The organism is Sphingomonas sp. 22R3R2A-7 (genome assembly GCF_036856055.1).
Classification (GTDB): domain Bacteria; phylum Pseudomonadota; class Alphaproteobacteria; order Sphingomonadales; family Sphingomonadaceae; genus Sphingomonas.
The window spans coordinates 706,296-723,103 of the sequence record NZ_JASPFR010000001.1; the positions used below are offsets into that span (position 1 = coordinate 706,296).

Annotated in this window: 18 protein-coding genes and 3 pseudogenes; 10 read left to right on the forward strand and 11 right to left on the reverse strand. The window is 66.4% G+C overall.

All coding sequences use genetic code 11. From position 1 onward, the window contains the following. Nucleotides 1–2 precede the first annotated feature (2 nt). From QP165_RS03205 to QP165_RS03215, 3 genes are read left to right on the forward strand one after another with little or no spacing between them, the layout of a single operon-like run. Nucleotides 3–470, forward strand: coding sequence for an FAD-binding protein (locus QP165_RS03205; protein WP_333993763.1), 468 nt, complete (start codon nt 3–5; stop codon nt 468–470). After that, nucleotides 467–1,708, forward strand: coding sequence for a GMC family oxidoreductase (locus QP165_RS03210; RefSeq protein WP_333993765.1), 1,242 nt, complete (start codon nt 467–469; stop codon nt 1,706–1,708). Before QP165_RS03205 ends, QP165_RS03210 begins: the two co-directional genes overlap by 4 nt. Next, a complete protein-coding gene (locus QP165_RS03215; protein WP_333993767.1) occupies nt 1,705–2,409 on the forward strand; it encodes a gluconate 2-dehydrogenase subunit 3 family protein in 705 nt (234 codons plus the stop codon). The genes QP165_RS03210 and QP165_RS03215 overlap by 4 nt, the downstream gene beginning before the upstream one ends. 51 nt (nt 2,410–2,460) lie before the next feature. Here QP165_RS03215 and QP165_RS03220 read toward each other — a convergent pair whose 3' ends face one another. The 3 genes from QP165_RS03220 to QP165_RS03230 all read right to left on the reverse strand — a co-directional run bounded on the left by QP165_RS03220 (nt 2,461) and on the right by QP165_RS03230 (nt 6,434). Beyond that, nucleotides 2,461–3,765: a hypothetical protein gene (locus QP165_RS03220; protein ID WP_333993769.1), complete on the reverse strand. Its 1,305-nt coding sequence runs from the start codon at nt 3,763–3,765 to the stop codon at nt 2,461–2,463. Nucleotides 3,766–3,828: 63 nt separating this feature from the next. Continuing rightward, nucleotides 3,829–4,971, reverse strand: a complete 1,143-nt coding sequence (ribB, locus tag QP165_RS03225) for a 3,4-dihydroxy-2-butanone-4-phosphate synthase (RefSeq protein WP_333993770.1) — start codon at nt 4,969–4,971, stop codon at nt 3,829–3,831. A gap of 50 nt (nt 4,972–5,021) precedes the next feature. Then, nucleotides 5,022–6,434, reverse strand: a complete 1,413-nt coding sequence (locus QP165_RS03230) for a purine-cytosine permease family protein (protein WP_333993771.1) — start codon at nt 6,432–6,434, stop codon at nt 5,022–5,024. A 117-nt stretch (nt 6,435–6,551) separates the two neighbouring features. On the opposite strand from QP165_RS03230, the gene QP165_RS03235 reads away from it, so the two are divergent. The 4 genes and pseudogenes from QP165_RS03235 (at nt 6,552) to QP165_RS03245 (ending at nt 8,279) form a co-directional block, all read left to right on the forward strand. Beyond that, nucleotides 6,552–7,589, forward strand: coding sequence for an LLM class flavin-dependent oxidoreductase (locus QP165_RS03235; protein ID WP_333993772.1), 1,038 nt, complete (start codon nt 6,552–6,554; stop codon nt 7,587–7,589). Next, nucleotides 7,589–7,708, forward strand: a pseudogene (locus QP165_RS19940) (DUF1330 domain-containing protein); the annotation flags it as partial. The gene QP165_RS03235 and the pseudogene QP165_RS19940, both read left to right, overlap by 1 nt. Before the next feature lie 26 nt (nt 7,709–7,734). After that, nucleotides 7,735–7,884, forward strand: a pseudogene (locus tag QP165_RS19945) (DUF1330 domain-containing protein); the annotation flags it as partial. Next, complete coding sequence (locus QP165_RS03245; RefSeq protein WP_333993774.1) at nt 7,881–8,279, forward strand: carboxymuconolactone decarboxylase family protein; 399 nt, start codon at nt 7,881–7,883, stop codon at nt 8,277–8,279. The pseudogene QP165_RS19945 and the gene QP165_RS03245, both read left to right, overlap by 4 nt. A gap of 69 nt (nt 8,280–8,348) precedes the next feature. Here the strand turns inward: QP165_RS03245 and QP165_RS03250 are convergent. From QP165_RS03250 to QP165_RS03270, 5 genes and pseudogenes are all read right to left on the reverse strand, one after another. Further along, nucleotides 8,349–9,792: pseudogene (locus QP165_RS03250) on the reverse strand (NAD-dependent succinate-semialdehyde dehydrogenase). Next, nucleotides 9,789–10,292, reverse strand: coding sequence for a flavin reductase family protein (locus tag QP165_RS03255; protein ID WP_056023741.1), 504 nt, complete (start codon nt 10,290–10,292; stop codon nt 9,789–9,791). Before QP165_RS03255 ends, QP165_RS03250 begins: the two are co-directional and overlap by 4 nt. 11 nt (nt 10,293–10,303) lie before the next feature. After that, on the reverse strand, nt 10,304–11,782 hold the full coding sequence (locus QP165_RS03260) for an aldehyde dehydrogenase (RefSeq protein ID WP_333993775.1): 1,479 nt from the start codon (nt 11,780–11,782) through the stop codon (nt 10,304–10,306). Between the two features lie 2 nt (nt 11,783–11,784). Beyond that, nucleotides 11,785–12,609: an alpha/beta fold hydrolase gene (locus tag QP165_RS03265; RefSeq protein WP_333993776.1), complete on the reverse strand. Its 825-nt coding sequence runs from the start codon at nt 12,607–12,609 to the stop codon at nt 11,785–11,787. Then, nucleotides 12,609–13,211 (reverse strand): amino acid synthesis family protein, encoded by a 603-nt coding sequence (locus tag QP165_RS03270; RefSeq protein WP_333993778.1) that lies wholly within the window; start codon nt 13,209–13,211, stop codon nt 12,609–12,611. The genes QP165_RS03265 and QP165_RS03270 overlap by 1 nt, the downstream gene beginning before the upstream one ends. A 99-nt stretch (nt 13,212–13,310) precedes the next feature. Between QP165_RS03270 and QP165_RS03275 the strand changes: the two genes are divergently transcribed. Further along, entirely contained in the window at nt 13,311–14,003 is a 693-nt protein-coding gene (locus tag QP165_RS03275) for a GntR family transcriptional regulator (RefSeq protein WP_333993780.1), read from the forward strand. Between the two features lie 143 nt (nt 14,004–14,146). On the opposite strand, the gene QP165_RS03280 is transcribed toward QP165_RS03275, so the two are convergent. Next, nucleotides 14,147–14,578, reverse strand: a complete 432-nt coding sequence (locus tag QP165_RS03280; RefSeq protein ID WP_333993782.1) for an Rrf2 family transcriptional regulator — start codon at nt 14,576–14,578, stop codon at nt 14,147–14,149. A gap of 86 nt (nt 14,579–14,664) precedes the next feature. Between QP165_RS03280 and QP165_RS03285 the strand changes: the two genes are divergently transcribed. Next, entirely contained in the window at nt 14,665–15,444 is a 780-nt protein-coding gene (locus QP165_RS03285; RefSeq protein ID WP_333993783.1) for a class I SAM-dependent methyltransferase, read from the forward strand. Between the two features lie 133 nt (nt 15,445–15,577). Here the strand turns inward: QP165_RS03285 and QP165_RS03290 are convergent, their stop codons facing one another. After that, nucleotides 15,578–15,721: a zinc-binding dehydrogenase gene (locus QP165_RS03290; protein WP_333993784.1), complete on the reverse strand. Its 144-nt coding sequence runs from the start codon at nt 15,719–15,721 to the stop codon at nt 15,578–15,580. An 11-nt stretch (nt 15,722–15,732) separates the two neighbouring features. Here QP165_RS03290 and QP165_RS03295 point away from each other — a divergent pair, with 11 nt between their 5' ends. Beyond that, a complete protein-coding gene (locus QP165_RS03295; protein WP_333993785.1) occupies nt 15,733–15,978 on the forward strand; it encodes a hypothetical protein in 246 nt (81 codons plus the stop codon). 94 nt (nt 15,979–16,072) lie between these two features. Here the strand turns inward: QP165_RS03295 and bdcA are convergent, their stop codons facing one another. Continuing rightward, nucleotides 16,073–16,786 (reverse strand): SDR family oxidoreductase, encoded by a 714-nt coding sequence (gene bdcA / locus QP165_RS03300; RefSeq protein ID WP_333993786.1) that lies wholly within the window; start codon nt 16,784–16,786, stop codon nt 16,073–16,075. Between the last annotated feature and the right edge of the window lie 22 nt (nt 16,787–16,808).

Below are 16,808 nucleotides of genomic sequence, written 5' to 3' on the forward strand. Positions count from 1 at the left end.
TCATGACGCCCCTTGCCGCCGCCGCCACCGAGTCGTCCTATGACGTGATCATCGTCGGCTCTGGCGCGGCGGGCGGCATGGCCGCGTTCAGCCTGACCAAGTCGGGGCTTCGCTGCCTGATGCTCGAGGCCGGGCGCGATTATGATCCGCAGGCCGAGGTCAACATGTTCGCCCCCGAAAGCGATGCCCCGCTGCGCGGCGCGTCGACGCCCGACAAGCCGTTCGGCTATTTCGACGCGACCGTCGGCGGTGGCTGGCAGATCGACGGCGAGCCCTACACGATGCGCGAAGGTTCCGATTTCCGCTGGTACCGCCCGCGGATGCTGGGGGGCGCACCAACCATTGGGGCCGCCACGTTCCCCGCTGGGGCGCGTATGATTTCAAGCCGTTCTCGCGCGACGGCCTCGGCGTCGACTGGCCGATCGGCTATGACGACGTCGCGCCCTTCTATGATCGTGTCGAGCGCATGATCGGCGTCAACGGCGGCCGCCTCGATCTCGAGAACCACCCGGATCTGCCCGCAGGCTGCCTGATGCCGCCGCCGCGGCCGCGTGTCCCCGAAATGCTGATCAAGGCGACTGCGGAAAGCCTCGGTATCCCCGTACGCTCGGCGCACACCGCGGTTCTGACGCGCGACATGCCCGACCCCGTCGCGCCGCGCAAAGCGTGCTTCAACGCCACGCCGTGCACCCGTGGCTGCACGATCGGTGCGATGTTCCAAACGACGACGTCCTTCCTGCCGATGGCGAAGGCGACCGGGCGGCTGACGACGATCACCGACGCGATGGTATCGCGCGTGACGATGGCGACGCCCGGCAAGGCCGCCGGCGTCGAATATGTCGACCGCAAGACCGGCCAGCGCCATCAGGTCAAGGCGCGCGCCGTGGTGCTGGCCGCGGGGACCGGCGAGACGACGCGCCTGTTGCTCAATTCGGGCGAACGCGGACGCGGCTTGGCAAATGCGTCGGGCGAGCTGGGGCGCAACCTCACCGATTCCACCGGCGCCTCGTTCCGCGCCTATGTTCCCGCACTCGCGGGTCGCCCCCGTTACAACGAGGACGGGATTGGCGGTCAGCATATCTACATCCCGTTCTGGCTGTACGGGCAGCAAAAACGCGGCGAGCTCGACTTCGCGCGTGGCTATCATTTCGAGATCGGCGGCCGGTTCGGCGTCCCGCCCGCCGAGGCCTTGCCGAGAGCATGGGGTGCGGCGCTCAAGACGGCGGTCCGCAACACATCCGGCTCGACGATCGCCCTCACGCTGCGCGGCGAGATGATCCCCAACAAGGACACGTTCTGCGAGATCGATCCGGTCACGAAGGACCGGTTCGGCATCCCCGTCCTGCGCTTTTCGTTCCGCTGGTCGCAGAACGAGATCAACCAGGTCGCGCATGGTCGTCGCACCGCGCACGCCGTCTTCAAGCGGATGAACGCGACGATCCTCGATCCCGATCTGCCGCCCGAACAGATCATGACCGCGGGCGGCGAGATCATCCACGAGCTCGGGACCGCGCGCATGGGAGCGGATCCGCGATCGTCCGTGGTCGACGGCTATGGTCGCGCGTGGGAAGTCGACAATCTGGTGCTGATGGACGGCGCAGTCTTCGCGTCCGGCGCACACAAGAACCCGACGCTGACCATTCTCGCGCTGGCGCTGCGCGCATCGGAGCGATTGGCCAAGCGTATCAAGACAGGAGCGTTCGCATGACGCTTTCGAGGCGCACCACGATGCAGTGGATGATGACCGCGGCGCTGCTCCCGCTCGCGCGCTGGTCGCCCGCGGACGCGGTGCCGGCGGGCAGCGGGACCGCGGTGGCGTTCGACACGGTCGCGGACTGGCCGTCCGTCCCCGCCGCCGCACCGGCAAAGGGGTATGGCCGCGACCCGAACCTGATGGAACCCAAGGTGCCTTGGCCGCTGACGTTCAGCAGCGGACAGCGCGGCGTCGTCGATCTGCTCGGCGACATGATCCTCCCCGCCGATCCCGTATCGCCCGGCGCTGGGGCGCTAGGGGTCGGCGCATTCATCGACGAATGGATCAGCGCGCCCTACCCGGTCCAGCAGGCGGACCGGCAGAAGATCCTCGCCGGTCTCGGCTGGCTCGACGCGCAGGCAAGCGTGCTGCACGGCAAGCCGTTCGCCGCTATCACCGTGCAGCAACGCGGCGCGATGCTCGACGTGCTGAGCACCGCCGCCCCAAAAGCCAGCATGACCGCGCCCGTCGCGTTCATGGACACGCTGCGCAAGCTGTTCGTGCTGGGCTTCTACAGCCTGCCCGAAGGCAAGGCCGACATGGGATATATCGGCGACACGCCAAGCGAAGGCCCCTATCCCGGCCCGTCGCCGGAAGCGCTCGCGCATTTCGCCAAGCTGATCGGCGCGATGGGGCTGACATACGCCCCCGTCTAGCGGGCAGCGTCGGTTATTCGCCCATCGCAGTCGCCTCGCGCGCCGCCTGAGTCAAAGCGAGTATCCGAAGATCACCAGCACCGATTTCTTCAGACGACCGTCACCGCCCTGGGCCGCGCCGGATATGAACTGTCCGGCGCCGACATAGGGGTCATTCCGGCCGATCAGGAATTCCGAATACACCTTGATCCGCTTCGATCGCTTCGACGACCAGACCGCCCCGATATCGAGCCGCTCGCTATCCCTGAACCCGCGCGCATCCTTGAAGAAACGGCCATAATTCACATAGGGGGCAATCTCGAACGGCAGGCTCCCCGTATCGATCGATCGGCCGATTTCACCGAATATATAGGTTCCCTTCGTCGCGATGTTGTACGACGCATCGAACCCGCCGACGGTGATCATGTCGTTACGGCCCGGATTGCGCGGATCGATGTCCTGCCGCGCGACCAGCGTCTTGGCATGCCAGGCGCCTTTGCTCCCGGTCAGGCTTGCCGCGAGGATACGCTTGCTGCCGTCCGCGCGCGTGTCGAAATTGTGGATCGTCGAGAACCAGCCGGAGATGGTGGCGCTGAGCTTCGCATCCGCGGTCGCCGCCAGCGTATAGCTGGCATTGCCGATCACCATGTTGCGTTCGTCGTTGCGCGAGCCGTCCGGCACATAGCTGTCGGCCTTGCCGATGTTCGTCGAATAGCGCGACGAGTCCGAACTGATCCCCGCACCGGCCGGTCCGCTGGCGGGAAAGAAGCCGAGTTCCACGCGATAGCGGGGTGTCTCATGGCGGAACTTCACGCCGAGATTATAGGTCTCCTCGAACCCATAGACGAACGCCAGGTCGTTGAGGATCGATGATCCCCAATACCGGTCGTCGAGCGGGACCGGCTGCACGCCGGCGGTCAGGCTGTCGGCTTCGGTCAGGTTGACGCCGCCATAGGCGTACATCAGGAACCGTACCTCGCCCGGATAGTCGCGGTACCCGGCCGGCTTGCCATAGATGAAATTGCCCCCGAGGAACCGGTATTGCGCCGACCCGAACACCGTGTCGGACGTATAGTCCGCCGTCAGCGCCAGCGTATCGAACGAGAGATGGCTCGACGTTCGCGGCTCGCCGCTCGCGGCCGCGTCGTTGAAGCGGAGATCGTACCGTCCCCGCAGCGTCGCACCGACTTTCAGGCCTTTCTTCGGCGATGCAGGCGGTGCGACGTCCGGCTTGGCAATTGGCGGCGACGCGGTCTCCCCGCCATCGGCCGTCGCCTCGTCCGCATTGCCGGTCGGTGACGGGGCGCCCTGCGGGCACGCCGCGCCGGGAACGCATTGCTGTTCGATGACGATCGGAACGGGCGGTGTCCAAGGCATGCGTTCTCCTTCGCGGAGATGACCTCCGCGTCGCTGATTTCGAGATATCCGGGCTGGCGGCCGCTAGGTCGCGGTGGTCGGCATCAGGCTCCGCTCGCCCACCACCGCCAGGCCGTAGCCCGACAGTGCCACCAGCGTTCGGTGCGTGTTCGTCAGGAGGATCATCCGCTCGACGCCAAGCTCGGTCAGGATCATCGCGCCCACGCCATAGTCGCGAAGCTCCTCCATGTCGGACGGCGACAGGATCCCCGCACGCGCCTTCAGCGCCATCGAGAAGCGATCGTCCCGCTGCCGGTTGATCGCGATGACGACGCCGGCGCCTTCTTCGGCGATCATCCGCATCGATCGCTCGAGCACGTCCATCCCCTGTCCGTCGCCGGCAAAGATGTCGGTCAGCGCCGAGATCGCGTGCATCCGGACCAGGGTCGGCTCCTCGGGATCGAGCACACCCTTGACCAGCGCGATCTGCTCGGTGCCGGTCGCGCGGTTGCGATAGGTGATCGCGCGCCACTCGCCGCCCCATCGGCTGTTGAACGTCACCTCGGTACATTTCTCGACGAGATGATCGTGACGACGGCGATACGCGATCAGATCGCGGATCGTGCCGACCTTGAGCCCGTGAAGCTGCGAGAAACCGATCAGGTCGCTCAACCGCGCCATCGTGCCGTCGTCATTCATGATCTCGCAGATGACGCCGGACGGGTTGAGCCCGGCCAGCCTCGCGACATCGACCGCGGCTTCGGTATGGCCGGCGCGGACCAGCACGCCGCCATCGCGGGCGATCAGCGGAAAGACATGGCCGGGCGTGACGATCTCACTCGGGCCGTTGGCAGAGTCGATCGCCACCGCAATCGTTCGGGCGCGATCGTTGGCGGAGATGCCGGTGGTGACCCCGACGCGCGCCTCGACCGAGGTGGTGAACGCGGTCTCGTGCCGCGTGCCGTTCTTCGGCGCCATCGGCTGAAGCCCGAGCTGATCAACCCGGTCGCGCGTCATCGCGAGGCAGATCAGCCCCCGGCCGTATGTCGCCATGAAGTTGATCTTTTCCGGCGTCGCCATCTGCGCGGGAATGATGAGGTCGCCTTCATTCTCGCGATCCTCATCATCGACGAGGATGAACATCCGGCCGTTCCGCGCCTCCTCGATGATCTCCTCCGGCGAGGACAGGAAGTTCGGACGTAGGCGGGTCATCGTGTCGGGCGCCATGGCGTCCCTCCTGCTGGCTGGGTCGGTGAAGTGGCGGCTCGCGACGTCGGTCATCGCGGCGTCACCATGGCGGGCGCGGCTACTTCGGCTGTACGTTCGGACTTGCCCGCGCCGAGGCCGAGATAGAGCACGCCGGTCACGATCGGCGCGAGCAGCCAGCCAATATCCATCCCGCCGATCGATGCCGCGAAAGGCCCCGTGTAGATGGCGGAACTCAGGAACGGCAGCTGCACGGCGATGCCCGCGAGATAGGCGATCGCCGCCCTGACGTTGAGGCGCCCGTAGATGCCGCCATCCGCCTCGAAGAACGAGGCGATGTCGTATCTGCCCTTCCGGACGACGTAGAAGTCGATGATGTTGATCGTCGCCCAGGGCGCCAGCACCACCATCAGGCCGATGACGAAGCCGATGAACCGGGGCACGAACGTGTCGGCGGACGTCGTCGCGACGCCGAGGCAGCCACCAAGCACGATCACGGACAGCACGATCCGCGCCCTTCGCCCCGGCATCCACGACGCCACGAACGTCTGCGCCATGGTGATGAGCGACAGGACGGCGCCATAGATGTTGAGCGCGTTGTGGCTGACGATGTTGAAGATGAAGAGGAGCATCAGGACCGGCGCGAGCGCACCGACCGCACCACTGACCTGAGTCATGGGATCCGCGCCGACGGGCGCGCCGGCAACCGCCATCGCGCCGAGTATGAACGACGCGGCCGCGCCCAGCGCAGCGCCGGCGAAGCTGGCGAGGAACGGCCCCCGGATTCCGACGCTCGGCGGCAGATAGCGCGAATAATCCGACGTGTAGCAGGCATAGGAGATGTGCCACACCGCCCCCAGCGAGAACATCGCGAACCAGCCCGCCATCGTGAACCCGCCGCGCCAGACGATTTCGGACGAGAGCCCCTCGGTCAGCCTGAACGCGGCATAGAGCAGGCCGAGGCCCATGAACCACATGCCGACCCGGTTGAGCAGGTGAATGACGTTATAGCCGAGGATCCCGATCCCCGCCGCGGCCGCGGCGGACAGAACCGCGCCGACCGGAAGCCCGATCCCCGGCACCAGCGCGTGCACCGATTTCGCCGCCAGCACGATGTTCGAGGTGAAGAAGCCGACATACAGCAACGTCGCAAACGTCACGACGAGCAGCGCGCCATAGCGGCCGAACTGCCCCCGGCTCTGGATCATCTGCGCCAGGCCCATCTGCGGCCCTTGTGCGGAGCATGCCGCGAGCACCAGCGCGCCGACCAGATGCCCGAGGATGATCGCGGAGATGCTCCAGCCCAGCGAAAGGCCAAAGACCTGGATCGCCATCGCACCGGTCACGACGGGCAGCGGTGCGATGTTCGTGGTGAACCACAGGGTGAACAGGTCGCGCACGCGTCCATGTCGCTCGTCGAGCGGCACGAAGCCGATGCTGTTGGCTTCAATGGTGGCGGCTGGCGCCTCTCCCGGGGTTGCCATGGTCAGCAAGTCCTCTTATCATTTTTGGTATACCATCGGACGGTATGTCCTGCTAACGATTGATGCAAGTCAAAAAACATAGGGGTTCAATCATGCCCCTGAGGAAAGGATCGACGGATGAAGTTCTCGCTCTTCCTGCATATGGAACGCTACGACGAGGCGATCTCGCACCGTCAGCTTTACGAAGACCTGCTCGCGCTCTGCGACCTCGCGGAGGAAGGCGGGCTCCACAAAGTGTGGATCGGCGAGCATCATTCGATGGAATACACGATCTCGCCCAACCCGATCCCGCTGCTGGCCGCGGTGGCGGAGCGGACCAAGAACATCCGGCTGGGCGCGGGTACGTTCATCGCCCTGTTCTGGCACCCGATCCGCATGGCGGGCGAAGCGGCGATGCTCGACGTCATCAGCAACGGCCGCGCGGAAATCGGTCTGGCGCGGGGCGCCTACCAGTTCGAGTTCGACCGCATGCTGAATGGCGTGTCGGCCAATGACGGCGGCAAATATTTGCGCGAGATGGTGCCGGTGGTCCGCAAGCTGTGGGAGGGGGATTACGCGCATGACGGCGAGATCTGGCAGTTCCCGGTGTCGACCAGCGTGCCCAAGCCCGTCCAGACGCCGACGCCGCCCATCTGGATCGCCGCGCGCGATCCCGACTCGCACAAGTTCGCGGTTGCGAACGGTTGCAGCGTGATGGCGACGCCGTTGTTCAAGAACGACGACGAGGTGAAGGATCTCGCGCGCAAGTTCGACGAGGCCTGCGCCGCCAGTCCCGACGTACCGCGGCCCCAGTTGATGATCCTCCAGCACGCGCATGTTCAGTCCAGCGACGCGGACGGTCAGCGCGCCGCCGAGGCCATCTCGCTGTTCTTCCGGAATTACGGCGCCTGGGCGAGCAACAAGAAGCCCCCGGTCAATGGCTTCCACCACGACATCGCGCCGCTCGACGCCGAACGATTTCCCGACTTCGTGCCCGAGCAGCTGCGCCAGAACATCATGATCGGCACACCCGAAGAGGTCATCGCCCGCCTCAAGACGTATGAAGCCCTGGGGGTCGACGAATACAGCATCTGGCTCGACAACACGATGTCGTTCGAGGAAAAGCGCGACTCGATCCGCCGGTTCATCGATCAGGTGGCGCCGGCCTTCGCCTGATGCCCAAGGCCTATTGGATCGCGCGCGTCGACGTCACGGACGCCGACGCCTATGCAACCTACATGGCGCTTGGCCCGTCCGCGCTGATCGCCAATGGCGGCAAGCTGCTGTCGCGCGGCGGCAGCGCGGTTGCGCTGGAGGGGCCCCGCCCCGCCAGCGCAACGTCGTCATCGAGTTCGAAAGCATGGCGGCGGCGCTCGCCTGTCATGCATCGCCCGAATACGGCGCCGCGCGTGCGGCCCGGACGGGCGCGGCCGAGGTCGAGATACTCATCGTGGAAGGACTGTCAGAATGACGATCGATCGGACTACCAGCGCGGCTTTCGACCGTGGCCTGGCCACCAGACGCGAAGTGCTCGGCGATGCGTATGTCGACAAGGCGCTTTCCGCGGCGGACGACTTCAACTGGCCGATGCAGGAACTGACGACCGAATATTGCTGGGACCATATCTGGAACAGGCCGGGGCTCGATCGCCGCAGCCGCAGCATCCTCAACCTCGGCATGATCGCCGCGCTCAACCGCGGGCACGAGTTCAAGGCGCACATCCGTGGCGCGCTCGCGAACGGCGTGACGCGCGAGGAGCTTCGCGAGATCCTGCTGCAGATCGCGGTCTATGTCGGCGTCCCCGCCGGGGTCGACAGCTTTCGCCTGGCCCGCGAAGTGTTTGCGGAGATCGACGGGGAAGCCTGACGTCGTGACAGGTGCGGGGTGCCGCACCTGTCACGTATCCCCGCCGCTGCGCTATTCCGGACGGCGCCTCTACAGCCCGCCCATCATGACATATTTCAGCTCGAGATATTCGGCGATGCCGTGGCGCGAACCCTCGCGCCCCTGTCCCGACGCCTTGATCCCGCCGAACGGCGCGACCTCGGTCGAAATCGCCGCCTCGTTCAGCCCGACCATGCCATATTCGAGCGCCGCCGCGACGCGCATCGCGCGGCCGATGTCGCGGGTATAGGCGTAGGCGGCGAGGCCGAATTCGGTATCGTTCGCCAGGCGGATCGCTTCGGCTTCGTCGGTGAACCGGATGACGCCCGCAAGCGGACCGAACGTCTCCTCGCGCGCGATCACCGCATCGGCCGGCACGTCCGCGATCAGCGTGGGCGGATAGAACAGCCCTTCCCCCCGCGTCCCGCCCGTCACCAGACGACCGCCACGGCGCACCGCGTCCGCGACATGGTCGTCCACCTTGACCACCGCACGCTCGTTGATCAGCGGCCCGATCGTGCTGCGCGGATCGGTGCCACGACCGACGACGAGGTCCGCCATCCGCTCGCGCAGGCGTTCGACGAAGCGATCATGGACCAGAATCCTGAACGAGGAAGCGGTTGACGCAGACGCAGGTCTGGCCTGCGTTGCGGAACTTCCCGAGCATCGCACCCTCGACCGCCGCATCGAGATCGGCGTCCTCGAAGACGATGAAGGGGGCATTCCCGCCAAGTTCGAGCGACAGTCGCTTCAACGTCGGCGCCGCCTGCGCGAACAGCAACCGGCCGACCGGCGTCGACCCGGTGAACGACAGCTTGCGCACCACCGCACTGTCCATCAGCGCGCCGCCGATCGCGGCCGCGTCGCCCGTGACGACATTGAAGACCCCCGCCGGCACCCCGGCCTCTTCGGCGAGTGCCGCAAGCGCCAGCGCGGTGAGCGGCGTCTCGGGCGCGGGCTTGAGGATCATCGTACAGCCGGCCGCGAGCGCCGGCCCGACCTTGCGCGTAATCATCGCCGCGGGGAAGTTCCACGGCGTGATCGCCGCGGTCACGCCGACCGGCTCGTGCCAGACGAGGATGCGCTGGCTGGCCTTTGGCGCCGGGATGATCTCGCCATCGACGCGCCGCGCCTCTTCGGCGTACCAGCGCAGGAAGCTTGCGGCGTAGACGATCTCCCCCGCCGCTTCGGCGAGCGGCTTGCCCTGTTCCGCGGTGAGGATCTGCGCAAGCGCATCGCGGTGGTCGTGCATCAGCGCGTACCAGCGCATGAGGATATCCGCGCGCTCCATGGCGGGGCGCGCGCGCCAGTCGACCAGCGCGCGCTCGGCCGCGGCGATCGCGCGTTCGGTATCCTCGCGCCCGAGATGCGGAACGGTCGCGATGACGTCGCCCGTGGCGGGATCGTGGACGGGACTTCCCTGCCCCGTCGCCGCGATCCACGTGCCGTCGATCAGCGCATGGTCGCGAAACGGATGAAGCGTGCGCACCGTCATGCGGCTTCCAGCACCGGTGCGGGATGATCGGCCATGCTGCCCCTGTGATAGATCAGCACGGGGCGCTCGGTCAGCGCGATACGCCGGACCGCGCCGATGACGATCGCATGATCGCCACCGTCATAGTCGCGCCACAGCGTGCATTCGATCACGCAGGCGACGTCCGGGAGCACGGGATTGCCGAGCTCGCTCAACGTCCAGTCGAGCGCGGCGACCTTCTCGGTCCCCTTCGACGCGAAGGCCATGGCGAGATCCTGCTGTCCGGCCGCGAGGATATGGATGGCGAAGCTCTGCCGGCTGAGGAGATGCGGGTAGGTCGCCGATGTCAACGCGGGGCACACCAGCACCAGTGCCGGGTCGAGCGACAGCGAGGTGAATGCGCTGGCGGTAAACCCGGCGATCGCGCCATCGGGATCCAGCGTCGTGACGACGGTCACGCCGCTGGGGAAGCCAGCCATCGCCGTGCGAAACTGGGCGGGATCGATCGAATGGTCAGTCATGTCTCTCTCCTTCAGCGCATCACGAACGGGTCGCCCATCGGTTGATCCGACAGGTTGACCCAGACGGTCTTGAGTTCGGTGTAATCGAGGACGGCGTGGATACCGCCCTCGCGGCCATAGCCGCTGGCGCCATAGCCCCCGATCGGCGCCATCGCCGACACGGCGCGGTAGGTGTTGACCCACACGATGCCCGCATGGACATCGCGCGCCATCCGGTGGCCGCGTGCGAGGTCGCGCGTCCAGACGCCGGCGGCCAGCGCATAGTCGGTTCCGTTGGCAAGGCGGATCGCGTCGTCCTCGTCGCTGAAGCGCATGATCGCGGCCACCGGTCCGAACACCTCGTTCTGCACGATGTCGAGATCCGCCGACCCGCATTCGAGCAGCGTCGGCTCGTAATACCATCCGGACTGCGCCGCGGGCCGCTTGCCACCGGCGAGCACCGTCACGCCCTGCTCGCGCGCCCTCGCGACCATCGTCTCGACGATACCGAGTTGCTGCTCCGTCGCCATCGGTCCCATGTCCGACGACGGATCGAGCGGGTCGCCGATCGAGATGCGCGCGATACGTTCGCGCAGCGCGACGACGAACCTGTCATAGATGCCGTCCTGCACCAGCAAACGCGACCCTGCGACGCAGCTCTGGCCCGAGGCGGCATAGATCCCCGCGACGGCACCATTGACCGCGCCTTCCAGGTCCGCGTCGTCGAAGACGATGTTCGCCGACTTGCCACCGAGTTCGAGCGACAGCTTGGCGAAATTCTCCGCCGTTGCGCGCACGACATGGCGTGCGGTCGCGGCGCCGCCGGTGAAGGCGACGCGACGAACCAGCGGATGACGCGTCAGTGCCGCGCCCGCGCCCGCGCCGAACCCCGTCACGACGTTGACGACGCCGTCGGGGAAGCCGGCCCGTGCGACCAGTTCGGCAAAGCGCAGGATGCTGGCCGATGCGTGCTCGGACGGCTTGATGACCAGCGTGTTGCCTGCCGCCAGCGCGGGCGCGAGCTTGATCGCGGTCAGATAGAGCGGGCTGTTCCACGGCACGATCGCGGCGACGACGCCGAGCGGCTCATGGATAGTGAACGCGAACATGTCCGCCTTGTCGATCGGCAGCGTGCTGCCCTCGAGCTTGTCGGCCAGGCCTGCTGCGTAATGGAAGAATTCGGGGAGATAGGCGAGCTGTCCGCGCGTCTCGCGGATGAGCTTCCCGTTGTCCCGGGTCTCGAGTTCGGCGAGTTCGCCCGCGTTCTCGGCAACCAGGTCGCCGAGGCGCCGGAGGAGCTTGCCGCGCGCGCTGGCGGTAAGCCCGCGCCATGCGGTCGAACGGAAGGCGGCATCGGCAACGCGGACCGCGTGATCGACATCCGCGGCATCGCCGTCCGGAAGCGTCGACCAGGCCTCACCCGTAGCCGGGTTGATCGAGGCATAGGTTGCACCCGACGCGGCCGGGACCGATTGCCCACCCACGAGCATCTGGAACGTGGTGGTCGTCATCTTCAATCTCCGAGGGAGGGGTGGTGGCGCCCGATCGAGGCGAGGAAGTCCATCAACAGCGCGTTGGTCGCATCGGCCATTTCGACGGGCATCATGTGCCGGGCGCCATCCACGATATGGAAGGCCGCGCCGGGAATCCGCGCGGCCAGGGCTTTGGCCATCGCGGGTGTCGATCCGACGTCATGTTCGCCGGTCGCGACGAGCGTCGGAACGTCGAGGTTCGACAACTCCGCCTCGCCGTAGCGATCTTCGGTCGCGAACAACCGGTAGGTCACTGCGTACCCGGCCGGGTCATTGGCGATGAAGCTCGCGCGCAGGGCCGCAAGATAACCAGCGTTCTCGTGTCGGAACTTCGCACTGAACCACCGCTCGATCGCACCGTCGATGTTCGCGCGCGGACCATCCGCGGTGACATCGGCCACCCGGGCAAGAATCGTGTCTCGCACGTCCGGCGCGCGGTCGAACACGCCGTTCAGGAGCACCAGCGCCTCGACCCGCTCACGGTGGCGCAATGCCATGGCGCGCGCGACGAGTGCCCCCATCGAAAACCCGATCAGCGCCGCTTCGTCGATGCCCGCATGATCGAGCACCGCGGCGACATGATCCGCATAGCTATCCAGACCCGCATCTGCGGGCGGCATCATGCTGCCACCATGACCGAGCATGTCGATGGCGATGACCCGGTAGCGCGTCTCGAGCACGGGCACCTGCGCCGCCCACATGTCGCGCGACAGCCCGACCCCGTGGATGAGGACCACCGCAGGTCCCGGACCGCCGCTATCGTCATAGGCCAATGGCGGGTTCACCGTGTCGAGGACGGCCGTCATCACGACGGCTGCCGCGCGGCCTTTTCGGCTGCGATGTCTTCGAGGTCCCGGTACCGGTTCCCGATGCGCGGATGGACGCGGCCGCCATCCGCCGCGCCGAGAACGATGACGATCTCATCGGGGAGCGGCGCATCCGAGATCGAGAACTCGCCGGTGATATAGTGCGACCGCTGGCCCTCGTCGTCCTTGTGCATCATCGGCACCTGGATCGACGTTCCCAGCCCACCACGCTTGTTGGTGAAACTCAGATAGGACTTTGCCTGCACCGCGTCGCGATAGTGGTTGCCGAAGCGCAGCGTGTGGATCAGCGCCGAGGCATGCTCGATCTCACCGCCCGCGCCGACGACCGCTGCCTTGCCATAGGCTTCGATCCGGTCGGCGCCACCGATCGCTGCAACGAGGCGCTCGACGATCAACGCACCGAGATCGGACGCATGAGCGCGGATTTCGGGCTGGAGATCCTCGACGAAGCCGCGTCCCGCCCAGGGATTCTGCACGACAGCGGCTACCATGACGGTCGTGACCGGAGTCCCGGCCTGCTTGCCGCCTTCGATGCGCACCTCTTCGACGTACGAGACGATCTTGCGAATGCTGAATGCCATGTCTAGCAATCCTCCTGCCTGTATGGTGTCTGTTGGTATACCATAGGAATGGACAATGGCAATTGTTCATTTAAGAAGGTGGTCGAGGGGACACCGCCGATGCCGAATGACGACGTCAATATCCTGGACCGGATCGAAGCCCGGCCACAGACGCTGCGCCTGATCGCGCTGGACCGCGTTCGCGATGCCATTCTGGAAGGGCGGATAAGCCCGGGCGAACGCCTGGTGGAACGCAACCTCGCCGAGCGGTTGGGCGTGAGCCGATCGGTGATCCGCGAAGTCATTCGCAATCTGGAATCCGAGGGTCTCGTCGAGGGAACACCGTCGGGCCCCCGCCTCGGCATCATCACGATCGACCAGGCCGAACAGATCTACGACATCCGCATCCAGCTTGAGTCCTCCGCGGTTGCGGCGTGCGCTCGCGTGGCTACCGAGGCCACCGTGGCGGCACTCCGGTCGGCGCTGGCGGCGATCGCGGACGCGCATGCACAGCAAAGCGCGATCGGTGCGTTACGCGCCACGACCTGCTTCTACGAGATCATCTTCCAGACGGGCGGGCACGTCATCGCGTGGGAAATCGTCCAGCGCCTCAACAGCCGGATCAGTCAGCTCCGCGCGATGACGCTGTCCGTCGTCGGGCGGCAAGCCGCTGGCCTCAAGCGGCTGGCCGGAATGGTCGATCTCATCGAACAACAGGATGCATCGGGGGCCGCCGCGGCGTGCCAGAAGCATGTGCGTGAAGCCGCCAAGATCGCCTGCGACAGACTGAGGGAAGCCAAGACATCGGGCTGACGATCTGAGACCCATGCGCGTGGAGCCCCTCGCCTGCGATGTGGGCGGCTCCAAGACCGGGACTGGTTCGGTGTACGAGGGCGTCCCAGGCGAGCGTAACGTGGACAAAGCGCGTAGGCACGCCCGCCATCACAAAGGCCGCATTATGAGACCGGGGTGTAATGCGGCGCAAAACTGCGCGCGAGTTCGGCAAGGCTGACCGCGCCAAGGCGCGCGACGAGCAGGGCTTCGGCCTCGCGCAACGCATCTTCCACCGCCGCATTGACGACCTTCTCGACCGCGCAGGCGGCGTCCGGATGTTCGTTGCCGATCGCGAAGAGACGCGGCCCCCCGACCGCGCGGTGAACGTCGAGCAGCGACACCGCCTCCAGATCGGCCGCGATCGCCCACCCGCCGCCATGCCCCTTCTCCGACCGCACATATCCCGCGTCGCGGAGGCCCGCCATCGTGCGGCGGACCACGACCGGGTTGGTACCCAGCATGCGCGCGATCGCCTCGGACGTCATCGGGCCATCATGCCGTGCCATGTGGAGAAGCACATGAAGCATTCGCGAGAGGCGGCTGTCGGTACGCACGGCGCGATCCTTCGCACGCCGCGCGGGATTGGCAAGCATTCCGATTCACGATACTTATTATGTTACATGATTCGCGGAGTGCAACGATGCCTGAGTTCGAGAACCCCGACCATTGGGATACCACGGCGCAACAGTATGAAAGGACCGCCCATCCCTTCACGTCGCTTTATGCCGAGGCGGCGCTGGCACGCGTCCGACTGACCCCGGACAGCCGCGTCCTCGATGTCGCGGCGGGCACGGGTGCGCTTGCGCTGGCCGCGGCGCGGACGGGGGCACAGGTGCTGGCAACGGACTTCTCGCCCGGGATGGTCGCGCGTATCACGGCGGCAAACCTGCCGAACGTCGAGGCGCGCGTCATGGACGGACAAGCACTGGCGCTCGAGGATGGCAGCTTCGACGCCGTCTTCTCCATCTTCGGCGTCATCATGTTTCCGGACTGGCGCAAGGGTCTCGCCGAGATGGCGCGGGTGACGCGCAAAGGCGGACACGGCGTGATCGCCACCTGGCAGGATCGAGGCGCGGCGACGTTCCTGCTGCTGGGCCAGATCCGCCGCACGCTGTTCCCCGACCTCGCAGCCATGACGATGCCCGAGGCGGTACAGGCGCTCAGCGATCCGGCCAATCTGGCGCGTGAACTGATCGCCGCCGGATATCACGATCCGGGGATAGAGCATGTCACGCACGACTACCAGCTCGACATCGCGGCTCTTGCGGAGCCGGACACGCTCTTCGGCATGTCACCCGACTGGACCAGTCTGAGCGATGCGCAGAAAGCCGCGGTCATCGGCGAGGTGCGGCAAATGGCTGCGGGGCGCGCGACCCTGCCTATCCCCTCGACCGCGTTGGTGGCGGTGGCTCGCCGCTGATGGCCAGCGGCTCAAGCTTTACCGGTACAGGCGGGTCCGACGCCGTCATCGACCCGCAGCCTTGAGACCGCGCACGTCGGAAGCGCCGACAACGACCTGGTAGCGAGGTATCGAATACGACACACGTACCGGATTAGAACGCGATCATCACCTTGCCGAGATGATTGGCCGCCGCGAAATAGCGGACCGCGTCGGGTGCATCGTCGAAGGCGAAAATCCGGTCGACGACCGTCGTCATCCGGTTCGCCACCATCGCGTCGAGCAGGTCGACGAACATGGCGGCTGCCATTGGCATCAGAACGCAAGGTTACCCGGCAGGCGTTGCAGCGGTGCATCGCCGCCGGTGTCAGCACGGGCGATCTCGCACCCGCCACGGACGTCGCGGGGCTCACCGCGCTGTACGATGGACTGGTGCTGGGCGTCTCGATCCAGGCGCGGGACGGCGTTTCGGCCGAGACGCTGCGGGCCGGTATCGCTCACGCGATGGCGGCGTGGGATATGCGTCGCACGGGACCCGCAGCTTGCATCGGTTGACAGCGCTCTGTCCTGCGCCCGACCATTCCCCCGGACGGTTGCAGCGCGAGCTTTGATACCACCGACCTCGCCCGCGCCACTGCCATCATCCAGTTCAGGCGCCGAACGCACCGTCGATCGTATGCATCGCACCGGTGACGAAGCCCGCCTCGGGGCCTGCGAGCCACGCGACCATTCCCGCGACTTCCTTGGGCCGTCCGTGACGCTTGATCGCCATGAAGCTGTGCATGAGGTCCTTCATCGGACCGTCCTCGGGGTTGGCATCGGTGTCGATCGGCCCGGGCTGAACGACATTGATCGTGATGCCGCGCGGTCCGAAGTCGCGTGCAAGCCCGCGCGCCAATCCTTGCAGCGCCGACTTGCTCAGCGCGTACGACGCCATGCCGGGTACCGGCATCCGGTCACCATTGACCGAGCCGATCACGATGATCCGCCCACCCTCGGGCATCTGGCGGGCCGCCTCGACCGACGCATGATATGGTGCATGAACGTTCACCCGGAACAGCCGGTCGATCGCGTCCGGGTCCTGTTCGAGTGCATCGCCGAGGATCGCGAACCCGGAGTTCACGACCAGAATGTCGAGTGGCCCACTATCGCGGACGCGTGCGATGACCGCGTCGCGATCGGCGCTATCGGTCTGAACCGCGGTACTTCCGGTCTCGGTCGCAAGCTGCTCGGCCGCCGCCTGCGATCCCGCATAGGTGAAAACCACGGACGCACCGTCCGAGGCGAAACGCCGGACGATCGCCGCACCGATCCCGCGACTGCCGCCGAGCACGAGAACCGATTTTCCTTGAAACGAGGTCATGGCGCACATCCTTGAGCTTTTA

Bases quoted from the DNA above. Each gene is read 5' to 3' on its own strand.
- QP165_RS03205 (WP_333993763.1), top strand. From the start codon at position 3: ATGACGCCCCTTGCCGCCGCCGCCACCGAGTCGTCCTATGACGTGATC.
- QP165_RS03210 (WP_333993765.1), top strand. From the start codon at position 467: ATGATCGGCGTCAACGGCGGCCGCCTCGATCTCGAGAACCACCCGGAT.
- QP165_RS03215 (WP_333993767.1), top strand. From the start codon at position 1,705: ATGACGCTTTCGAGGCGCACCACGATGCAGTGGATGATGACCGCGGCG.
- QP165_RS03220 (WP_333993769.1), bottom strand. From the start codon at position 3,765: ATGCCTTGGACACCGCCCGTTCCGATCGTCATCGAACAGCAATGCGTT.
- ribB (WP_333993770.1), bottom strand. From the start codon at position 4,971: ATGGCGCCCGACACGATGACCCGCCTACGTCCGAACTTCCTGTCCTCG.
- QP165_RS03230 (WP_333993771.1), bottom strand. From the start codon at position 6,434: ATGGCAACCCCGGGAGAGGCGCCAGCCGCCACCATTGAAGCCAACAGC.
- QP165_RS03235 (WP_333993772.1), top strand. From the start codon at position 6,552: ATGAAGTTCTCGCTCTTCCTGCATATGGAACGCTACGACGAGGCGATC.
- QP165_RS03245 (WP_333993774.1), top strand. From the start codon at position 7,881: ATGACGATCGATCGGACTACCAGCGCGGCTTTCGACCGTGGCCTGGCC.
- QP165_RS03255 (WP_056023741.1), bottom strand. From the start codon at position 10,292: ATGACTGACCATTCGATCGATCCCGCCCAGTTTCGCACGGCGATGGCT.
- QP165_RS03260 (WP_333993775.1), bottom strand. From the start codon at position 11,782: ATGACGACCACCACGTTCCAGATGCTCGTGGGTGGGCAATCGGTCCCG.
- QP165_RS03265 (WP_333993776.1), bottom strand. From the start codon at position 12,609: ATGACGGCCGTCCTCGACACGGTGAACCCGCCATTGGCCTATGACGAT.
- QP165_RS03270 (WP_333993778.1), bottom strand. From the start codon at position 13,211: ATGGCATTCAGCATTCGCAAGATCGTCTCGTACGTCGAAGAGGTGCGC.
- QP165_RS03275 (WP_333993780.1), top strand. From the start codon at position 13,311: ATGCCGAATGACGACGTCAATATCCTGGACCGGATCGAAGCCCGGCCA.
- QP165_RS03285 (WP_333993783.1), top strand. From the start codon at position 14,665: ATGCCTGAGTTCGAGAACCCCGACCATTGGGATACCACGGCGCAACAG.
- QP165_RS03290 (WP_333993784.1), bottom strand. From the start codon at position 15,721: ATGTTCGTCGACCTGCTCGACGCGATGGTGGCGAACCGGATGACGACG.
- bdcA (WP_333993786.1), bottom strand. From the start codon at position 16,786: ATGACCTCGTTTCAAGGAAAATCGGTTCTCGTGCTCGGCGGCAGTCGC.